The organism is Curtobacterium sp. L6-1 (genome assembly GCF_018885305.1).
Lineage (GTDB): Bacteria > Actinomycetota > Actinomycetes > Actinomycetales > Microbacteriaceae > Curtobacterium > Curtobacterium aetherium.
On record NZ_CP076544.1, the window covers coordinates 2,289,091 to 2,309,162 of the forward strand.

The 20,072-nt window shown below is 71.8% G+C and carries 16 protein-coding genes; 7 read left to right on the top strand and 9 right to left on the bottom strand.

All coding sequences use genetic code 11. The annotated features are described in order from the left end of the window. Window positions 1-4: 4 nt before the first annotated feature. Both KM842_RS10510 and KM842_RS10515 read right to left on the bottom strand, forming a co-directional pair. A complete protein-coding gene (locus tag KM842_RS10510; protein WP_216258181.1) occupies window positions 5-472 on the bottom strand; it encodes a hypothetical protein in 468 nt (155 codons plus the stop codon). A 2-nt stretch (window positions 473-474) separates the two neighbouring features. Continuing rightward, window positions 475-1,626: a glutathione-independent formaldehyde dehydrogenase gene (locus KM842_RS10515; protein WP_216258184.1), complete on the bottom strand. Its 1,152-nt coding sequence runs from the start codon at window positions 1,624-1,626 to the stop codon at window positions 475-477. A gap of 231 nt (window positions 1,627-1,857) precedes the next feature. On the opposite strand from KM842_RS10515, the gene KM842_RS10520 reads away from it, so the two are divergent. The 3 genes from KM842_RS10520 (at window position 1,858) to KM842_RS10530 (ending at window position 4,185) form a co-directional block, all read left to right on the top strand. Further along, window positions 1,858-2,859, top strand: a complete 1,002-nt coding sequence (locus KM842_RS10520) for a helix-turn-helix transcriptional regulator (RefSeq protein ID WP_216258186.1) — start codon at window positions 1,858-1,860, stop codon at window positions 2,857-2,859. Between the two features lie 77 nt (window positions 2,860-2,936). Further along, window positions 2,937-3,566 carry a DUF1345 domain-containing protein gene (locus KM842_RS10525; protein WP_216258188.1) on the top strand — a complete coding sequence of 210 codons (630 nt, stop codon included), beginning with the start codon at window positions 2,937-2,939 and terminating at the stop codon, window positions 3,564-3,566. Window positions 3,567-3,723: 157 nt separating this feature from the next. Further along, complete coding sequence (locus tag KM842_RS10530) at window positions 3,724-4,185, top strand: GNAT family N-acetyltransferase (protein WP_253206096.1); 462 nt, start codon at window positions 3,724-3,726, stop codon at window positions 4,183-4,185. A gap of 37 nt (window positions 4,186-4,222) precedes the next feature. Here the strand turns inward: KM842_RS10530 and KM842_RS10535 are convergent, their stop codons facing one another. Then, window positions 4,223-4,816 carry an NAD(P)H-dependent oxidoreductase gene (locus tag KM842_RS10535; protein ID WP_216258190.1) on the bottom strand — a complete coding sequence of 198 codons (594 nt, stop codon included), beginning with the start codon at window positions 4,814-4,816 and terminating at the stop codon, window positions 4,223-4,225. A 67-nt stretch (window positions 4,817-4,883) separates the two neighbouring features. Between KM842_RS10535 and KM842_RS10540 the strand changes: the two genes are divergently transcribed. Continuing rightward, a complete protein-coding gene (locus tag KM842_RS10540) occupies window positions 4,884-5,615 on the top strand; it encodes an SOS response-associated peptidase (protein WP_216258192.1) in 732 nt (243 codons plus the stop codon). A gap of 51 nt (window positions 5,616-5,666) precedes the next feature. Here KM842_RS10540 and KM842_RS10545 read toward each other — a convergent pair whose 3' ends face one another. The 4 genes from KM842_RS10545 to KM842_RS10560 form a co-directional block, all read right to left on the bottom strand. After that, complete coding sequence (locus KM842_RS10545; RefSeq protein WP_216258194.1) at window positions 5,667-6,185, bottom strand: GNAT family N-acetyltransferase; 519 nt, start codon at window positions 6,183-6,185, stop codon at window positions 5,667-5,669. A 40-nt stretch (window positions 6,186-6,225) separates the two neighbouring features. Continuing rightward, window positions 6,226-6,810, bottom strand: coding sequence for a hypothetical protein (locus KM842_RS10550; protein WP_216258196.1), 585 nt, complete (start codon window positions 6,808-6,810; stop codon window positions 6,226-6,228). Window positions 6,811-7,042: 232 nt separating this feature from the next. Further along, entirely contained in the window at window positions 7,043-13,861 is a 6,819-nt protein-coding gene (locus tag KM842_RS10555; RefSeq protein WP_216258198.1) for an Ig-like domain-containing protein, read from the bottom strand. Window positions 13,862-14,176: 315 nt separating this feature from the next. Beyond that, window positions 14,177-14,500: a hypothetical protein gene (locus tag KM842_RS10560; protein WP_216258200.1), complete on the bottom strand. Its 324-nt coding sequence runs from the start codon at window positions 14,498-14,500 to the stop codon at window positions 14,177-14,179. Window positions 14,501-14,784: 284 nt separating this feature from the next. Between KM842_RS10560 and KM842_RS10565 the strand changes: the two genes are divergently transcribed. The 3 genes from KM842_RS10565 to KM842_RS10575 are packed head-to-tail and all read left to right on the top strand — an operon-like array spanning window position 14,785 to window position 16,872. After that, window positions 14,785-15,327 carry a VanZ family protein gene (locus tag KM842_RS10565; RefSeq protein WP_216258202.1) on the top strand — a complete coding sequence of 181 codons (543 nt, stop codon included), beginning with the start codon at window positions 14,785-14,787 and terminating at the stop codon, window positions 15,325-15,327. Between the two features lie 49 nt (window positions 15,328-15,376). Beyond that, window positions 15,377-16,540, top strand: a complete 1,164-nt coding sequence (locus tag KM842_RS10570; RefSeq protein ID WP_253206097.1) for an ATP/GTP-binding protein — start codon at window positions 15,377-15,379, stop codon at window positions 16,538-16,540. Further along, window positions 16,537-16,872, top strand: coding sequence for a hypothetical protein (locus KM842_RS10575; protein WP_216258204.1), 336 nt, complete (start codon window positions 16,537-16,539; stop codon window positions 16,870-16,872). The genes KM842_RS10570 and KM842_RS10575 overlap by 4 nt, the downstream gene beginning before the upstream one ends. A 345-nt stretch (window positions 16,873-17,217) precedes the next feature. Here KM842_RS10575 and KM842_RS10580 read toward each other — a convergent pair whose 3' ends face one another. Continuing rightward, entirely contained in the window at window positions 17,218-17,784 is a 567-nt protein-coding gene (locus KM842_RS10580) for a hypothetical protein (protein ID WP_216258206.1), read from the bottom strand. 459 nt (window positions 17,785-18,243) lie between these two features. Next, a complete protein-coding gene (locus KM842_RS10585; RefSeq protein ID WP_216258208.1) occupies window positions 18,244-20,064 on the bottom strand; it encodes a DUF4012 domain-containing protein in 1,821 nt (606 codons plus the stop codon). Window positions 20,065-20,072: the final 8 nt, after the last annotated feature.

Consider the following 20,072-nt stretch of genomic DNA (forward strand, 5'->3'; position numbering starts at 1 on the left):
GCCTTCACAGCACACCCTCGCCCTTCGCATCGTCTTCTGCCGCGTCGACCGCGCTGCCCAGGAGGGTGTGCGGCCGGTCGCCGTGGGGTCTCGGTGTCGCCCGCAGGACCTCGCCGGTCTCGAAGAGCTGTTTCGCGTCCCGGAGCGCTGTCCGCAACGCCGCGTCCGGGTCGCCGTCGACGTCGACGTCGGCCCCTTCGCGGATCCGGGCGTGGACCTCGAAGCCCTCGTCCCCTGGGGCCGGGTCGACCCGGATCTCGAGTGATCCCGCGAGGTGCTGCAGCGGCTCGGGGTACCCGCCGCCGCTGTGGAACTCGTCCGCCTCGCCGAGGACGGTGACGGCCTTCCACCCCTCCGGGTGCGCTCCCTCGCCGTCCGACTGGCGCTCCTTCTTCACCAGGCTCCGTGCGACGAGTCCCGCTGCGACCCCGGCCACCCCGATCCCGACTGCGACCGCCGCCTTGTCCGTCATGGTCAGGCCCCCTTCCCGGGCTTGAGGACGACCTTGGTCCATCCGTCGTCGCGGTTGTCGAAGTGCTCGTAGGCGTCGGGCGCCTCGTCGAGTGACAGCTCGTGGCTGACGATGAAGGACGGCGTCACCTTGCCTGCGGCGATCAGGTCGCGGAGTCGGCGGTTGTACTTCTTCACGGGCGCTTGTCCCGTGCCCATCGTCTGGCCCTTGAACCAGTGCAGCCCCATGTCGAAGGCGACCTGCCCCTGCTTCGCCAGTTCGTCGGCGCCGCCGGGGTCCTGGGGCACGAACACGCCGACCGTGCCGATCCTCCCGGTGAACCGCACCGACTGGACCAGACGGTTGAGCGTGAGGTTCGGCTGCTCCTCCCCACTGGGTTCGTGGGCCTGGTAGCCGACGCACTCGCAGCCGTTGTCCGCGCCGAGTCCCATCGTGTGCTCGAGCACGGCCTCCACCGGGTCGACCTTCGAGTCGTCGATCGCGATCGCACCGATCGACTCGGCCAAGCGGAGACGATCCGGGTGCCGATCGACGACCATGACCTTGCTCGCGCCCTTGATGGTGGCGGAGAGCGCAGCCATCAGGCCGACCGGCCCGGCGCCGTAGACGACGGTCTGGTCGCCCGGACCCACGCCCGCCATCTCCGTCGCGTGGTAGCCGGTCGGGAAGATGTCGGCCAGCATCACGTAGTCCGCGGACTTCTCCTCCGCGTCCTCGCCGAGGCGGAGACAGTTGAAGTCCCCCCAGGGCACACGCAGCAGCTCGGCCTGGCCGCCCGCCCACGGGCCCATGTCCGCGAACCCGTAGGCCGCACCGGCCCACTCCGGGACCGGCTGCGCGGTGAGGCAGTAGTTGGTCAACCCCCGTTCGCAGTTCTTGCAGTGCCCACACGCCACGTTGAAGGGCAGGACGACGTGGTCGCCGACCGCGATCTTGTCGACGCCGCTGCCGACCTCGACCACCTCGCCCATGTTCTCGTGACCGAACCACCGCCCGGTCTCGAAACTGGTGCGCCCCTCGTACATGTGGAGGTCGGAACCGCAGATGTTCGTCGTCGTGACGCGCACCAGCACGTCGGTGGCGCGCTCGATCCGCGCATCCGGGACGTCCTTGACCGTGACCCGGTGCGGGCCCTCGTACACGACTGCTCTCATGGTGCTTTCCCTCCGTCAGTGACCGGACTTCGAACGGTGCGCGGGCCGGTCGACCTCGCGACACCTCCATGTCACGCCCCTCGGTGGACAGGCACCATCGGCAGACATGCCCACGCGGATGCGCCGCGATCTGCCGCGGCGGACAGCGACCCGGTGGTAAGCCTCAGGCAACGGATCTCGGACAGCTCAGACCCCTGCCCGCTCCCGATCCCCCGAAGGTGGTCGACTCTCGTGAAACGCACCGGCCCACACCAGCTCGTCGAGATCGCCGCGCGCCCGGGTCCGGTCCACGATCGGGCGCAGGCGATGCTCGAGGAACTCCACGACCACATCCCGTTCGACGGCGGATGGATGGCGCTGGCCGAACCGGGCGGTCCGGGCTACACCTCGCTCGCGAGCACCGACCTCGAAGCGTCGAGCGTCCGCTACCTGAGCGGCCCCCAGATGGCCCGGGACATCGAGACGACCGGCGCCGATCACGAACGTCCCGCCATCAGCCTCTCGGACCTGCAGTACTCCTCGGCAGACCTGCAGACCTGGGCGGAGTGCCTGCTCCCTGCCGGGTTCCAGGAGATGCTCTCCGCCGCTCTGTTCGAGGACGGAGGGCGGCACGTGGGCTTCGTCACCCTGCTGTTCCAGAGCGCTGAGCCGCCCTCGCGGTCCGTTCGCCAGCAGTTCGCCCGGGTGCTCCCGGAGCTCGCGTACGGGATCGACCCCGTCCGCGATCTCGGAGCCGTGGCGGCGTTGGTCGGCGGAGCCGGAGCAGGCGTGGTCCTGCTCCCCGGACACGGCGTCGTCGGTCTTCCGGGCTTGTCCGACGACGAGCTCCTCGGAGCAGGATCGGCACTGGTCGCCGCGGCGCGGGACGCCATCGGTGACGGGGCGAACCACGTCTCGTTCCTGTGGCCGCGCGGCAGCCGTCGGTCGCCCGACGGCTTCGTCCGGGTGACGGTGCTGGCCTGCGGACGAGAGCTCCGCGCGGTGGCCTGTGGGGTCCTCGTGCTCTCGCCGGCCACGCACCTCCGCGGATTGACCCCGCGGGAGCTCGAGGTACTGGGCCACCTGGTGGAGGGCTGCTCCAACCTCGAGATCGCTCGTGCGCTGGCGGTGGCTCCCCGCACCGTGGCTGCCCACGTCGAGCACATCCTCGTCAAGTTGGACGCGACGTCACGCACGCTGGCCGCGGTGCGCGCCGAACGTGCCGGCCTCTACCTCCCGCTCGCCCGGACGTGATCCGCGCATGCCGCACACAGTGAGTCCGAACCCCCCCACCCGCCGGACGAAGACCGGTCGACCAGGAAGGCAACCCCATGTCCCACCTGTCAGGACAGGCCGTCGTCGCCGCCGTCGTCGGGTCGGTGGTGGCCGTGATCGCAGCGGTCCTCGGCGTCCCCGAGCTCTCGCCACTCCTCGGTTGGGCGATCGCTGCCGCCGTGTTCCTCACCTGGGCGTGGTCCCGAGCGTGGCCCGCCGATCCCGCACGGACGCAGGCCCTCGCTCGGCACGAGGACCGGTCGCGGAAGCTGGTCGACTCGCTCATCATCGTCGCGACGTTCCTCAGCCTCGTGCTGGTCGTCCTCGCGCTCGTCCGCAGTCAGGAGAAGGACGCGATCGGATCCGCGTCCGCGATCCTCGCGGTCGTGGGTGTCGTCGCAGCCTGGGCGCTCATCAACACCGTCTACGCCTTCAAGTACGCGCGGATGTACTACCTCGACGACCACCATCGGTTCGACTTCGACCAGGACGAGGAGCCGTCGTACAGTGACTTCGCGTTCACGGCGTTCTCGATCGGGATGGCCTACAGCGCGAGCAGCATCACGCAGTCGTCGACCCCCTCCCGCCGTGTCGCGATGGGTCACGCGCTGCTGTCCTACTTCTTCGGGACCTTCGTGGTCGCCGTGGCCATCAACCTCATCACCGGTCTCACGCAGGGCGGGTGACCGGGGCGGTCACTCCGTCGTGCTCCGGGGACAGCCGCTCGGGAAGCTCGAGCAGATGACGCCGTTCTCGTGGTCGTCCTTCACCGTGTCCACGAACGCGTCCGCCTCGTGGCTCGTCGGTCGGACAGCAGCCGCTGGCCGCTGGGACGATGAGCGCGTGAGGTTCCACACCGTGACCGGGCACGACGCCGACCGCCTTCGGACGTTCCTGCGCGACGCTGACCTCACCCTCGCCGGTCTCGACGAGCCCGACGTCCATCTCTGGATGGAGCAGGACGAAGCCGGGACGATCGTCGGCAGCACCGGCTTCGAGTTGAGCCGGGACGGCGCCCACGCACTCATCCGGAGCGTGGCCGTCGCACCGAACCGTCGCGCAGCGGGTGCCGGCTCGCGTCTGGCCGTGTTCGCACTGGAACGAGCGGCGCAGGCGGGGGCCTCGCGAGCGTGGCTGTTCTCACGACGGTCGGGGCCCTTCTGGCAGCGACTCGGCTTCACCGGCGCCGACCGGGACGACCTGGCGGCCGTGCTCGCCGAGGCCCATCAGGTGCGCCTGTTCGTCGGGACCGGCCGGCTCGGCACGGAAGTCGCTTGGTCGCGCTCCTTGACCGACCTGTCGTGACGGGCGACCGGCTGTCGGGACGCCCGGCGGGCGGACGTCAGTCGGCCCCGTCGATCGCCCCCACGATCCGCGCGACCGCGTCGTCGACGGCCGCGCCCCGGGCCTCCGCGTCGTCCCGCTCGGACTCGTACACGAACGCCGTCGCGCCCCGCTGCGCCCCGCAGTAGTCGACGATGCCGTGCTCGATCTGCGTCCGCAGCGCCTGCTCGTAGCCGTGCCGGTCGTAGGTCCCGGCGGCGTCCCCGGCGACCGGGAGCAGGTGCACCGTGAGCGAGCCGAGGTTGCGCCGGGTGCCGCCGGCGGGGTCGATGTCGAACGCCCACCCGTTGATGAACACCCGGTCGATCCAGCCCTTCAGGAGCGCCGGCATCGACCACCAGTAGACGGGGAAGACCAGGACCAGGTGGTCGACGTCGTCGAGCCGACGCTGCTCGCGGAGGACGTCGTCCGGCGCGTCCGCCGCCCCGCGGTAGGCGTCACGGTCCGCAGCGCCGAAGCGCGGGTCGAACCCCTCCGCGACCAGGTCGACGAGGGCGACGCCGCCGGTCCGCACGGCCCGTCGGAGCTGGCGGGCGATGCCGATCGTGAGCGAGTCCTGGTCGGGGTGAGCGGTGACGATGAGGGTCTGCACCCCGCCAGTCTGACCGAGCCGACTGGACCGCGGCGCACACGTCGGCGGCTCCGTGCACACTGGTCCCATGTGTGGCCGCTTCGTCGTCTCCGACACCACCGCTGACCTGCTGCCCGAGCTCGTCGGGGAGCTCGCCGCGCGCACCGAGCACGTCGACCAGGACACGGGCGAGGTGCACGCCGGCCTCGCCCCGAGCTGGAACGTCGCACCGACCGACCCCGTGTACGCGGTGCGGCAGCGCCACGGCCAGCGTGAGCTCCCGCAGATCAGCTGGGGCTTCGTGCCGAGCTGGGCGAAGGACTTCGCGAAGCAGCGCCCGAAGCCGATCAACGCCCGCATCGAGACGGTCGCGACGAGCGGCATGTTCAAGCGCGCCTTCGCCACGAACCGGTGCATCGTCCCGGCGCAGGGCTACTACGAGTGGGTCGTGCGCGAGGACGGCAAGGAACCCCACTTCGTGCACGAGCCCGGCGGCGCGCTGGCGATGGCGGGCGTGGTGAGCGCCTGGCCGGACCCGACCAAACCCGAGGACGACCCGGACAAGTGGCGGCTGTCGCTCGCGATCATCACCCGCGACGCCCACGTGGCCCCGGGCGAGGTGCACGACCGGATGCCGGCGTTCCTGACGCCCGACGGCTACGACGCCTGGCTCGGCGAGGGTGCCGGGACGGACGACCTGCTCGCCCTGCTCGACCGGGAGTCGCTCGCGGTCGCCGCGGGCCTCGAGCAGTACGAGGTCGCCCGGACGGTGAACAGCGTGCGCAACGACGGCCCGCACCTCATCGAGCCGCTGTCCTGAGGGCGTGACCGGGGCGCCCTCGGCGATCGCAGTCGGAGCGGCGCCCAACGCTCAGCGCGCTCCGTCCTCGCCCGGACGCAGGGCGTCCCGCCGCGCCAGGCTCCTCCGGTAGGTCACGAGCGTCGCACTGCGCTCGACCTCGACGAACCCGTTCTTCTCGAGGACCCGCTGGGACGCGACGTTCACGGCGTCGGTGTCCGCGACGGCGGTCTCGGCGCCGCCGTCCGCCGCGAGTCGGAGCGCGAGGGCCACGGCCTCGGTCGCGAGCCCCGCGCCCCTGGCCGACGGCACGAACCCGTACCCGAACTCCACGACCCCAGAGCCGTCCGGCGGGCCGGAGAACCCGATCCCGCCGACCGCCGCGCCGTCCGACGTCCGCCGCACCAGGTACATGGTGAAGACGGGGTCGGTGCTCGTCGCGGCCGCGAGGGACCGCAGCGGCACGAGTTCGTCCACGAAGGGGTACTCGGCGTGCCAGTCGTCTCCCGGGCGCTCGTCCCGGCGGACGATCCGCCGCGCGAGCTCCGGCGTGATCACCTCGAGTGCCGTCAGGTCCCCGCGGATCACCACGCCGCCGATCCCTCGGAACCGCTATCAACGCGTACCCGGGTCAGCACGTCTCCTCGCCGACGCCCGACATCCCCACACCGACCGGCAGCACCTGCGTCCCGAGGGTCCCGAGGGGCCCGTCCGTCACGGCACGCACCGAGGTGAGGTGCCCCGCTCGAGCGCCGGGGCGCATGTGCATCTCCGCCGCCGCCCACACCTCACCGTGCGCGGGGACGACCACAGCGGTGTCAACGTCGCCCACCGGGGTACCGGACCACCCGAAGGCCGCTTCCTCTCCGCCGGACGGCATCGGACGGAGGGACAACTCCACCGACCGCAGCCCGCGATCGGTCGTCGCCCTGGCGCCCCGGACCGCGACGGGGCGGTCCGACGGGTTGCGCAGGCCGAAGCCCACGGTCATCTGCGACTCGTCCCAACCGGGCAGGTCCTCGATCCACCCGCCGCAGCCACCCTCCGCGGCGACCGGCTGCAGCTGGGGGCTGCCGGGCCGCAGCACGACGACGAGGCCCGCCAGCAGCACGAGTGCGACCACGACGGCCGCGACGAGTGCGCCGCGTGCGCCGTTCCACCACCCGGACGCCGCGGCAGTCCTGCCGTGCGTCCGCTGCGTCCCGCTGTTCGTCATCGCGTCCCCCGTCCCCGGCCGCGACGAACGGCCTCGGCGTGATCCTGGCACACGGGAGGCCCGCAGCACGAGAGCGGGCTGGCCTTCGCCCCACGCACCGTCGGCCACGTCGGCCGCGCCGGCGGACGCACCCCGCGCCTGGCCACCGGACGGCCGGAGGCCCGGACCCCGTCAGCCGATCAGCTGACGTGGTCCGGGCCTCCCGACCGGCGCGGCGCTCCGCGCGGACCGCCTACCGGCGCCGCCGCGGCCCGACCACCGGCACGACCACCCGACGGCGGAGCAGCAGGGCCGCCCCGGCCAGGAGCAGTGCGAACGCACCGAGCCCCAGGCCGAGCAGTCCGGTGCTGCCCGTGAAGGCGAGCACGGCCACGTGCGCGACCGCCGCGATGCCGGTGGGGTACCGGACGGTGATCGTCGCCGAGACGACCTGCCCGGCGCTGTCACGGACGGTGTAGTCCGTCGTGACGGTGCCCGTGAAGCCGCGCGTCGGGGTGAACGTGACGACCCCGTCGGCGACGCTCCAGGTGCCCGACCGGCCCGCGGTGAAGCGGTCGGTCATGTGCCCGGTGGCGGGGTCGACCAGGTGCAGCGTGCCGGTCTCGAACGTGGCGCCGCCGGTGGCGGAGTCGTTGTCGAGCGGCTCGACGCGGATGGTCTCGCCCGCGCGGCCGGTGGCCCGGTCGTCGGTGGCGACGGCTGCCGCGACGACCGTGATGGTCGCGGTGGCGGTGGTGGTCTGCCCGGAGGCGTCGGTCACCTCGTACACGAAGTCGTCGCGTCCGGTGAACCCGGCGGCCGGCGTGTAGACGTACGACCCGTCGGCGTGCACGCGGACGGTGCCGTGTGCGGGCTTCCGGTGCAGCGTCGTGGTGAGCGCGGAGCCGTGGTCGTTGCGGAGCAGGCCGTGGCGGGCGTCGACCGCGAGCGGGGTGCCGGCGACGGTGCTGCCGGCGTCGTCCACCGCGGTGATGCCGACCGTCACGGTGACGGTGGCGTCGGTGCGCTGCCCGGAGGCGTCCTGCGCCGTGTAGGTCACGGTGTCGACGCCGGAGAAGCCGTCCGCCGGTGTGTAGACGAACGTGCCGTCCGCGGCGATCGTGGCCGTGCCGTGCGCCGCGGAGCCGAAGTCGACGACGCGCAGGTCGGTGCCGGAGTCGTTGCCGAGCACGCCGAGCCCACCGGGGCCGCCGGGTCCGCGCACCGTGACGGTCTTGCCTGCGGCGGTACGGGTCCGGTCGTCGGTCGCGGTCGGGGTGACGTCGATGGCGACGAGGGCGAAGGCGGTGTTGCCCTCGCTGTCGTGCGCGGCGTAGGTGAACCAGTCGCGGCCGGACCAGTTCGCCGGCGGGACGTACCGGTAGGCGCCGCTCTTCGCGAGTCGGACGGTGCCGTGCTGCGGCTCCTGGTCGAGGGAGGCCCAGAGCCCGGTGCCGTCGTCGTCGGACAGCACGCCCTTCGCGGCCGGCATCACCACGACGCCGTTGGTGCGCGTGGTGCTCCAGTCGTCGACCGCGACGGCGCCGACCAGGACGGTGACGGTGGCCGTCGTCGTCTGTCCGGAGGCGTCGGTCACCTGGTAGGTGAACCGGTCGGTGCCGGAGAACCCGGCGGCCGGCGTGTAGACCAGGCCGCCGTCCTTCCCGGCGGTGACGGTGCCGTGGCGGGCGTCGCCGTGCCCGGTGACCGTCAGCGCGGAGCCGGAGTCGTTCCCGGTCAGGGTGGCGGCCGGGACGGCGACGGGGGTGCCGGCGGGTGTCTTCACGACGTCGTCGACGGCCGTCGGGGTCACGGTCACGGTGACGGTCGCGGTGGCGGTGCCGCCGGTGGGGCCGACGACGGTGTACCGGAAGGTGTCCGTGCCGGAGAACCCGGCGGCGGGCACGTAGGTGACGGTGCCGTCGCCGGTGCGCGTCGCGGTGCCGTGCGCCGGGGTGCCGACGCCGCTGACCCGCAGGGCGGTGCCGGAGTCGTTGGCGGTGACCGGGACGGCGACGGGGGTTCCGGCGGTCGTGGTGGCGGTGTCGTCGACGGCCTTGGGCGTGACGGTGATCGTCACGGTGCCGGTCGTCGGCGTGCCGGAGCCGTCGGTGACCGTCACGTCGAACCCGTCCGGGCCGGAGTAGCCCGGCTTCGGGGTGTACGTGTACGAGCCGTCGGGGGCCACCTCCACGTCGCCGTGCGCCGGCTTCGTGTGGTCGGTGACCTCGAGGTCGGTGCCGGTCGCGCCCTCGAGCACGCCCTGGCCGGCGGGGACGACGAGCGTCCCGTCGGCGGTGGCGCTGGTGGCGGGGGCGGCGACGACCGGGGTGACGGTGATCGTCAGCGTGCTGGTCGCGGTGCTGCCGATGGCGTCGGTCACGGTGACGGTGACGGTGTCGGTGCCGGACCAGCCGCTCGCCGGCACGTAGGTGACGGAGCGGTCGGCGTCGAGCGTCGCGGTGCCGTGGGCGCCGTCCGTGACGCCGGTGACGAGCACGCCGACGCCGGTGTCGTTCGCGGTGAGCGCGGCCGAGGTGACGGTGACGGGGGTGCCGGCCGGGGTGGTGCGGCGGTCGTCACCGGCTGCCGGGCGGACCGTGATCGTCAGGACGCCGGTCGACTGCTCGCCGGATCCGTCGGTGGCCGTGTACGTGGCGGTGTCCTTGCCCGAGAAGCCGGGGGCCGGTGTGTACGTGTACGAGCCGTCAGCGCGGAGCACCAGGTCGCCGTGCGCCGGCTGCTGGTCGACCTTCGCGGTGAGGTCGGAGCCGCGGTCGTTCGCGAGCACCCCGTCGGCCTCCGACACGGTGAGCGTCGAGCCGGCGGTGGCGGTCGCGCTGTCGCGCATCGCCGTCGGGCCGACGACGACGATCACGGTCGCGGTGGCGGTCTGCCCGGAGGCGTCGGTCACCGTGTACGTGAGGGTCTCGGTCCCCGAGAACCCACGGTCGGACGTGTAGACGACGGAGCCGTCGGTGCCGAGGGTGGCGGTGCCGTGCGCGGCGCCGCTGACCTTGGTGACGGTGAGGCCGGTGCCGGAGTCGTTGCCGAGCAGCGTCGACGCCGCGATGGTCAGCGGACGCCCCGAGTCGGTGGCGACGGTGTCCGTCATGGCGACGGGCCGCACGGTGACGGTGATGGTCACCGGGTCGGTGGTCCGGCCGGCGGCGTCGGTCACCGTGTAGGTGACGGTGTCGGTGCCGGAGGTCCCGGCGGCGGGCGTGTAGGTCACCGCGCCGGAGCGCTCGACGACGGCGGTGCCGTTCGTCGGCGCCGTGACGACGGTGGTGCGGAGCTCCGTGCCGGCGTCGTTGCGCTGGACGTCGATCGTGACGGGCCAGTTCGCCGACGTGGTCGCGGTGTCGTCCTGCGCCGCCGGGGTCACGACGATCCGCACGGTGGCGGTCGCGGGCGTGCCGGCCGCGTCGGTGGCGGTGTAGGTGAACGAGTCGTCGCCCGAGTACCCGTCGACCGGCGTGTACTTGACCGCCCCGGTCGCCTGGTCGAGCACGAGGACGCCGTGCGTCGGCTCGGTGTGCTGCGTGACGGTCAGGTCGGTGCCCGAGTCGTTGCCGAGCACGCCGTCGGTGCGGCTCGTGCGGGCGAGGGTCTCCCCCGCGCGGACGGTGCCGGAGTCGTCACGGGCGACCGGTGCGACCTGGACGGTCACGGTGCCGGTGCTCGTCGAGCCGTTCGCGTCGGTCACGGTGTAGGTGGCGGTGTCCGTGCCGGAGAACCCGTCGGCCGGCGTGACGGTGACCGCGCCGTCCTTCCCGAGCGTGACGGTGACGTGGGTGCCGCCGGTGACGCCGGTGACGGTGAGGCCGACGCCGGAGTCGTTGCCGGTCAGGGCGCCCGAGGTCACGACGAGCGGCGTGCCCGCCGTGGTGGTCAGGGTGTCGGCGCCGGTGCTCGGCCGGACGGTGACGGTGACCAGGCCGGTCGCGGTGGAGCCGGAGCCGTCGGTGACCGTGTAGGTGAAGGTGTCCTTGCCCGAGAAGCCGGGGGCCGGCGTGTACGTGTACGAGCCGTCGCCGCGGAGCACCAGGTCGCCGTGCGCCGGCTGCTGGTCGACCTTCGCGGTGAGGTCGGAGCCGCGGTCGTTCGCGAGCACCCCGTCGGCCTTCGGGACGGTGAGCGTCGAGCCGGCGGTGGCGGTCGCGCTGTCGCGCATCGCCATCGGGCCGACGACGACGGTGATCGTCGCGGTGGTGGTCTGCCGGGAGGCGTCGGTCACCGTGTACGTGAGGGTCTCGGTCCCCGAGAAGCCACGGTCGGACGTGTAGACGACGGAGCCGTCGGTGCCGAGGGTGGCGGTGCCGTGCGCGGCGCCGCTGACCTTGGTGACGGTGAGGCCGGTGCCGGAGTCGTTGCCGAGCAGCGTCGACGCCGGGATGGTCAGGGCCTGGCCCGCCTTCGCGGCGGCCTCGTCACGCACCGCGACCGGGGTGACCGTGACGGTGACGGTCACCGGGTCGGTGGTCTTCCCGGCGGCGTCGGTCACCGTGTAGGTGAAGGAGTCCGTGCCGGAGGTGCCGGCTGCGGGCGAGTACTGCACGGTGCCGTCGGAGCCGACCGCGACCGTGCCGTGCGCCGGCTGCCCGACGACCGTGGTGGTGAGGCCGCGGCCGTGGTCGTTCGCCTGGACGTCGATCGTCACGGGCTGGTCCGCGGGCGTGGTCGCGGCGTCGGCGGTGGCGGCGGGCCGCACGGTGATGGTCACCGTCGCGGAGCTCGTCGCACCGTCGGCGTCGCTCACGGTGTACTCGAACGCGTCCGTGCCGGAGAACCCGTCGGCCGGGGTGTAGCCGTACGTGCCGGTCGCGGTGTCGAGCACCAGCGAGCCGTGCGTCGGGTCGGTCGCGGCGGTGACGTGCAGGCCCTGCCCGGAGTCGTTGCCCAGGATGCCGGTCGCGCGGGTGGTGGTGCTGACGGTGCTGCCGGCGTCCACCGTGGCGGTGTCGTCGACGGCCTTCGGGGCGACGCGGACGGTCACGGTGACGGTGTCGCTCTTGCCGTTGCCGTCGGTGATCGTCACGTCGAAGCTGTCCGGCCCGGACCAGCCCGGCGCGGGCGTGTACGTGGTGGTGCCGTCGCGGTCGACGGTGACGGTGCCGTGCGCGGGCGTCGTGTTGCCCGAGACGAAGAGGTCCGAGCCGAGGTCGTTGCCGAGCAGGCCGGGGGCGACGACGGTGGTCGTCTCGCCGGCGGTCGCGGCGACGGTGTCGGCCTTCGCGGTCGGCAGCACGGTGACGGTCACGGTGCCGATGATCGTGCGGCCGGCGCCGTCCTGTGCCGTGTAGGTGAAGGAGTCGGGGCCCGAGTAGCGACCGGTCGGCGTGTAGGTGTACGAGCCGTCGGCGGCCAGGGTGAGCGAGCCGTGCGCGGGCGCGCTGTTGCCGGTGACGGTCAGGTCGGAGCCGCGGTCGTTCGCGAGCACCCCGTCCGCAGCGGTCGCGGTGGCGGTCGAGCCGGCGTGCACGCTGAAGGCGTCGTCGGTGGCGGCGGGCGTGACGGTGATCGTCACGGTGCTCGTCGAGGTCCGACCGCCGCCGTCCGTCGCGGTGTAGTCGAACTGGTCGGTGCCCGAGAAGCCGGCGTCCGGCACGTACGAGAAGGCGCCGTCCTTCCCGGTCATCGTCAGCGTGCCGTGCGCGGGCGCGGTGTGGTTCGTGACGGTGAGCCCGGTGCCCGCGTCGTTGGCGAGCACGCCGGCGGCCGGGACGTCGAGCGTGGTGCCGACGGGGGTCGACCAGGTGTCCGCCGCGGTGGCGGCACGGACGAGCGCGAGCGTGTTCGTGAAGGTCACGACGACGTCGGTGCCGTCGGTGCCCACGGCCTGCGGGAAGGTGAAGGCAGCGGTCGCGCCGGTGCCGGTCGCGACCGTGGTCGAGCTGTTGACGTCGACGGCCTGCCACGTGGTGCGGTAGTTCGCCAGGTCGGTGGTGCCCGCTGCCGTCTGCGTGACGGAGTACTTCTTGCCCGGCGTGGTGAGGATCGCGCCGGCCTTCTGGTCCTGCAGGCCGGTGGCGCCGCCCGAGGTGGTGGCCGTGGTGCCCTTGCTCGTCGCGGTGATGCCGTCGCCGGTGATCGCCAGGCCGAACTGGTCGCCGCTGTTCCAACGCTGGTCGACGCTCGCGCGGCCGGTGACGGTGTCGGCGTAGTTGCAGGTGGCGAGGTCGCTCGCGCTGAAGTTGCCGACGACCGGGAAGCTCCGGACCTGCGCGCCCGAGGTGGGATCGAGCTGGTAGATCGTCGTCGTCGAGGTGGTGGTGCCGCCCGCGGTGCTCGTGCTCGTGTTCGACACGTACAGGTAGCCGTCGGACGAGAACGCGATGCCGGGGCTGTTCGTGCCGGCGGGCAGGGTCGCGATCTCGGTGGTGCTGAGCGGCGTGGTGCCGGCCTCGGTGGGGACGGTCTCGGCGTCGACGCGGTAGACCTTGTCGGCCGCGACGACGAAGAACAGGCCGCGGGAGCTGAACGCGAAGTCGCCGTTGCCGTTCTTCAGCCCGTTGATCTGGCCGACCTGGCCGAGCGCCTTGCCCTTGCCGCCGTCGGCCGCCGGGTCGTACGCCATGAGCGCCCCGGTGGTGTCGCCGTAGTAGTAGTACCCGGTGACGGGGTTGACGGCACCGCGGATGACCGGCCGCACCTTGTCGGTCGTGACCGCGGCCGAAGCGGTGTTGCTCTTCGGGTCGAACGACCGCAGCGTCGCGGTGGTGTTGTTGCCTGCCGCGTAGAGCTTCCCGCCCTCGCGGGAGATGCCCAGACCGTTGTTCGCGCCGGTGCCCAGGTCGGCGACGTCGACGGTCGCCCCCTTGCTCGTGCCCTGCGTGATGTCGATGGCGACGACCTTGCCGGCGCTGTTCGACGCGTACAGCGTGTTCTGGTCGCAGACGAAGTGCCCGTCCTGCGTGGCCTGCACCGCGGCGGAGGCCGGGGCGGCGGTGACGACGGTCGCTGCGGTGCTCAGCCCGGCGCCGACGAGCAGCGCAGCACCGAGCATGGCGAGGGGACGGAGGCCGAACGCGCGGCGGGGCACAGCGGTGCCCTGGGGAGCAGGCAGCATGAGTCACTTTCGGGTCGAGACAGCGAGCCAGACGCGGTCGACCGCTCCCGCCGAGGGGAGAACGGTCGTTCGCGCCGCTGCTGATCCTGGCAGTGACCTGGTACCGGTCGGGGACAGCAAGAGTCCCCAGTAGGGGGGACCACTCCCGAGAACTCGGGGTACATCCCCCCGGACTGGGGACACGTCACCAGCCGCTTTCCGCTCCGGGAACGTCAAAGCCCCGCCGGTGTTCCGGCGGGGCCTCGGTCGTGCTGTCCGGTGGCGGTGCCTCCGGGTGGTGCTGAGCTGCGGTGCGCTCCGTTCGTGCGGGTCCGGTCAGTCGACCGGGCGGATCACGGGCGGGAGCACGATGTGCAGGCGCTCGGCGAGACGCGACTGTGCGTCCTCCAGCGAGCGGAAGTCCCCGACGTACTGGCCGAACGTGTCGGACACGAAGTAGTGCCCGTCGCGCTTGTCGACCGTGCCACCGAAGTAGCCGCCGTAGTTCGCGGACCAGAGGCCGGTCTCGACCTCGGTCCACGTGATGGATGCGCGCGAGGGCGTGTGGGCCACCTGGGCCTCGAGCACGGCGATCGTGTCGACGGTGTCCGTGTCGAGGGTCACCTCGACCTGGTGCACGTCGTGGCTGATGATCGTCATGGCCCTGCTCCTTCACGTTCTGGGGTACATCTGCTTGCGGGGACAACGCTACGGGGCACACCCGGCGGGCACCAGCCAGCCCCGTCGATTCACGGGTTCCCCTGATCCTCGCGGGTATCGATCCCCGGAAAACCGGGACAGCACGTCACGTTTCCGGGGTACAGGCGACCCGGCGGGGTACTCGCGAAGTGGACGGAATCCAGGAAGGTGGGTCGCGCCTCCAGGCCGACGGTTCGCCGGACGGCGGATCCGCACGGGAGGCCCGCCCCGGTAGCGTCGCTCCCGTGACCCCTGACGACCCGGAGCCCAGCGCGCACGACGGGCGGTCCGCCACCGTCCGGCGCGTGGTCGCGTCGGGACGCGCCCTCCGCCGCCGAGGTGGGACGAGTGCGCACGCGACCGGCCGCAGCCGTCGGGTCGCCCTCGTGCTCGCCGTCGCCTACGGGCTGGCCGTCGTCCTGATCGGGTTCTGGGGCACACCTGTCGACGCCCGCGTGCAGCCGCTGCTGGCCAGGGTCATCGCGGCCGCCCAGCGCCGTGGCGCGCCGAGCTGGTTCGGCTACGAGATGGTGGAGTCCCTGGCGAACGTGGCGTTCTTCGTGCCGCTGGGGTTGCTCGTGGTGCTGCTGGCCGGGGCGCGGTGGTGGTGGGCCGGCGCCGGGGCGGGGCTGCTCGTCAGTGCGGCGATCGAGACCGGGCAGGCGTTGTTCCTGCCGGCACGCTTCGCGACGATCGACGACGTGGTGGCGAACACGATGGGTGCGGTCGTCGGCAGCCTGCTCGGGGTGGCCGTGCTCACTGCGGCGGCGCGGCGCCGACGGACCTGACGCCCGCACCTCAGGTGATCCGGACCCTCCCCCGCCTACGTTCGGGGGCATGGCCTCGAACAGCACCCCGATGGTGGAACAGCAGATCGCCGTCTTCGGTGGCAGCGGGAGCGGCAAGACCGTGCTCCTGTCGTCCTTCTACGGGGCGGCGCAGGAGCCGACCGTCCGGCGGGCGAACCGGTACGCCGTGACCGCCGAGGACCGCGCGCAGGGCCGCACCCTGCACCGCAACTACCTGGGCATGCGCGACGGTGACACCGTGCCGAGCTCGACCCGGTTCGCGGCCACCTCGTACCGCTTCGTCATCGAGCCGTCCGCTGACGCCGTGCCCAAGGGCCGCTCGAAGCAGAAGGCGTCGAAGCCGCTGCGGATCATCTGGCACGACTACCCGGGCGAGTGGTTCGAGGAGGACCCGAGCTCCGCCGACGAGGCCACCCGCCGCGTCGAGACCTTCCGAGCGCTCCTCAGCGCCGACGTCGCCGTGCTGCTCGTCGACGGGCAGCTCCTCGCCGAGCACGCCGGCGAGGAGGACCGCTACCTGAAAGCACTGCTCACCGACTTCCACACCGGCCTGTACGCGCTGCGTGACGACGTGCTCGAGGACGGCAAGCGCCTGACCCGGTTCCCGCGCATCTGGACGCTCGCGCTGTCGAAGGCCGACCTACTGCCCGACGTCGACGTCGACGCCTTCCGCGAGATCGTCATCGGCAAGGCCGGCGGCGAGCTCGACGAGCTCCGCACCGTGCTGCAGAGCTTCGTGCAGGACCCGGACGCGCTCGACGTCGGTGAGGACTTCCTGCTGCTGTCGTCTGCGGCGTTCGAACCGGACTCGATCGACGTCACCCGCCGCACCGGTGTCGACCTGCTCCTGCCGATCACCGCGATGCTGCCGTTCGAGCGCTTCGCGAAGTGGGCCAACACCCGCCAGCGCGGTGCCCAGGTGGCCGAGCAGCTGCTCAAGGCGGTCGGGCCGATCGTCGGGTTCCTCGGCACGTCGAAGCTCGTGAAGTCGAACCTGGTCGGCGCCGCGGTCAGCATGATCGGCGGCGGCCTCGGCGCCAAGGCGATCAGCTTCGCGAGCAAGAAGGTCGCGAAGGTCAAGGACGAGGCGGCAGCCGAGCGCGAGTTCACCACCCGGGTGCTCGCCCGCTTCGCCGAGGACCTGGACCGCGGGGTCGAGGAGCGCGTCCTGCGCCGCAGTGACGACGCATGAGCTTCATCTGGGCCACCCGCGGTCGCACGTGGGGCTTCCGCTTCCTGGCGACCGAGCAGCCAGGTCAGGACCCCCTCGCGCGGTACGAGCAGGCGTTCGCCGGTGTCCGTGACGTCCCGGCCGTCGTCCGCCGTCGCTCGGGCATGCTCGCGGTCCGCTTCCCGGACCCGGAGGGCCGCCGTGACCGTGCCGGCCGGCCGATCCCCCACGAGTTCGTGCTCACTCCCCCGCTGAGCGACTCGGTGCGGACCGTCGACGACGCGGTGGCGCAGGTGTGGCCGCTGGTGCGGGAGCGGTACGCCGAGGTGTGGGAGGCGCCGAAGGCGCCCTGACACGGGTCGTTTGTCCGCACTGCTGCGGACAGACAGGGGACGCCGCCGAACAGGTGTGTTACGAGAAGCCGAGAATTCACCGCGTTCGGCTGCCGGGAGGCGCAGCAACCGCCTGCAGGACACCTCGCGGCTCTACGGTCAGCACGTGAACCCGAATCGCAAGCAACAGCAGTTCCGTCGACCCTCCGCCTTCCCGTGGTGGCTGTGGGTGGTCGCACCGCTCGCCGTCATCGGCGTCGTCGGCGTCCTCCTCGTCGTCACGTGACCACCATCCGCCCCTGAACACGACGAAACCCCCGGAGCCTCTCGGCTCCGGGGGTTTCGTTCCGTTCAGCGAGCGGAAGCTCAGACGGTCTCGCGCTGGCGACGGACCGAGCCGCGCACCACGAGCAGGCCGCCACCGAGGACGACGGCGCCACCGGCGACCCAGAGGGCCAGGGTGGAGACGGTCGAACCGGTGAAGGCGAGCGAACCGTTGGTGCCGTTGGCACCGTTCGCACCGTTGCCGGCGACGACGCCGGCAGCGTCGGTCGGGGCGATGGTGAAGACGGCGCGGCCGACGACGCGGGAGGTGTCACCCGTGGCGGTGAGGCTGTAGGTGCCCGAGCCGCCCTGCGGGAAGGTGACCTTGACGACGAGCGCGCCGGTCGGGGAAGCCGTGTAGGTCTTCGAGACGGTCGTGGTCGGCAGCGCACCGAGGGTCACGGCGCCGGCGCCGGTCACCTGCACGTTGACGTCCTCGTTGTTCTGGAACGCGCCGTCGGTGAAGCTGACGAAAGCGGTGCCACCGGCGGTGTAGCTGCCGGAGACGCTGACGTCGGAGTCGGGTGCGTAACCGGCGGCGTTGGCGGCGGCCGGGGTTGCGAGCAGTGCGGCGCCAGCCAGCACGACCGCGGCGATGATCTTCTTCATGAAGTGGTTCCCCTAGTGATCTGATCCGACAGACCCTGATACCAGAGCCCTGCCTCCGCAGATGTCAATCCCCCCGTGACCACAGACATGGCTGGTGCGATTGGCGAAGTTCCCTCAATCTAGCCGAGGTTCACAGTTCCTTGCCACCTCTTGTGCAACGAATTCGTGAACAGCCGCTGGATCCGCTCCCAGCTTCCGCCACTCCGTAGCGGGCCGCCGACTTCTCCACCCGCGCACGGAGAGGGAAACCCCCGGTCAGTGGCCCGTCCTTGTCGGCCAATGGATGACTACCTCGACCGGACCCGCTCGCGACCGCACGTTGCGAGCCCGCTCAGATTTGCCGAGACCCCCCGGACTGGGGACGCCGGAGGCGTGCGGGGAGGGACGAATCGCCGTCACGGGCTGCCCGAAAACGGGTCCTGGTATGCCCTACCGTTCGCCCGGCCGCAGGAGTCTGGATCAGCCAACGGGCACCGGCTCGCCGCAGTCGAACCGCAACGGCGCGGTCTTCGACTGCCGGACGCCCGGCGTGGACTCGGCCTGCACGCCCGCCCTCGCGAACTTTGCCTCGCCCAGGAAAGCGACCCGGAAGGTCGTGCTCTCGCCCGGCGCGAGCAGGGTGCGCAGCTGTGCAACAGGGTGCTCCCCGTCGACGGCCGTCTGCAGCGCCGCTCCCTTGCCGTCCTGTGACGCGCCGAGGTAGATAGCATTCGCCGGGGCATAGACCGCGACGAGCGTCTTGATCTTACCGGGCTCCGTGCCGAACTGGCCCCCACCGGTCACGTAACTGGGGAGGCTCGTCGCTGCGTCGGCGGGGGCGGTGTTCTTGAGCGTCACCTCGACGACCGAAGTCGGCCGCCCGTCCTTCCGACAGACCGAGCTGCCTACCGCGACCTTCTTGTCCAGGTAGTAGTCCATCTTCGCGGCCGTCCCGTCGTTCAGGTAAACGCCGAACTCCCGCGTCTGAGCGGACGCTGTCGGAAGATCGCCAGCGACCGCGGTTCCGCTGATCTCCTTCTGCTCCGCCTTGTCCGCACTCCACAGCCGCAAGCGGTTGTCCTTCGTCCCGTCGGTGAGGGCCGTGATGAACTTCTTCGTGTCGAATCCGCCGCTCGACACCTTCTCGAAGACCGCACTCGCCGCCGACGCGAAGAACACGTCCTGCACGGCCGGGTCCGGGTACTTCGCGTAGACGTCACTGAGCAGGAGCTTCGCCGCGTTGTCGGACGTCAGCGTGTCTCCGGTCGGCAGCTGCACCGGCCCGGTTGCCCTCAGGATGTACCCGAGCGTCACCGGGTCGATGGCCAGGACGCCGTCGACCTGCTGTCCGAACTTCTGCTTCCACATCTCGCGAGCGAGCGCTCCCGACACGTCGAAGCGGGGCGTGAGGTTGACGTCCTGCATGTACCGACCGGTGATGTCGCCGTACAGGCCTTCCGTGTCCGGGGACAACGGCAGTACCGGCTTCTCGTACGGGCCGAACGACGAACCCGCCGCCTGGTTCCCGAGGCTGATCGCCCCGTCCTTCACCTGCAGGAGCGCGACGGCGCCCGGGATCCCACCGCCGGCACGCAGCTCGGCGTTGTTCTGGAACAGCAGCACGTAGCTACGGTCGCCGTCGTGCCCGAGCATCGCAGGGGCGAGTTGCACGACCTTGTTGGCGGTGCTTGCCTGCCGCGACACCGTCCCCAGTGCGTTCCGGAGCTGGTTGACCGCCGTCGTCACCGGCGAAAGCGTCGCCGTCGTGTCGATGGCGTCGGCAGCGCCGGTTGCCTTCGACAGGGTCCTCGTCGCACGTGCGACCGCGGGCTGGGCATCGACAAGCGGCTGCAGGTCGATCCGTCCGTCCTTCGGCGTGAAGGCGTCCTGGTTGAGATCACCAACGACACCAGCAACCGGTCGCACAGCGCCCGTGGCTACGTCATCGACGACGACTGCAACGTCGCGGACAGCACGGAGGTTGGTGCCGAAGAAGGGCGTGTACTGCGCCGCACCCCAGATCGGATCGCCGGTCAAGCTCCGGGCTGACGAGGCGTGGTCTTCCAACTGCTCGGCAGTCTTCTGCGCCGCCGCGGTGTCCGCGTCTGCGATCTGCGTGCGCAACGTGCTCACGAGGGAGACGGACTGCTCGAGGTGGCGCTTCGCGAGGAAACCCCGCACCCCCACCCAAGCGACGGCGAAGATCAACAGCAGGACGAGAGCGAGGACGATCCACAGCACGACCCGGGCCCTGGACCCCCGGCGTGCAGCAGTACGTCGCGACTCGGGCAGGTCGGACATGTAGCCAT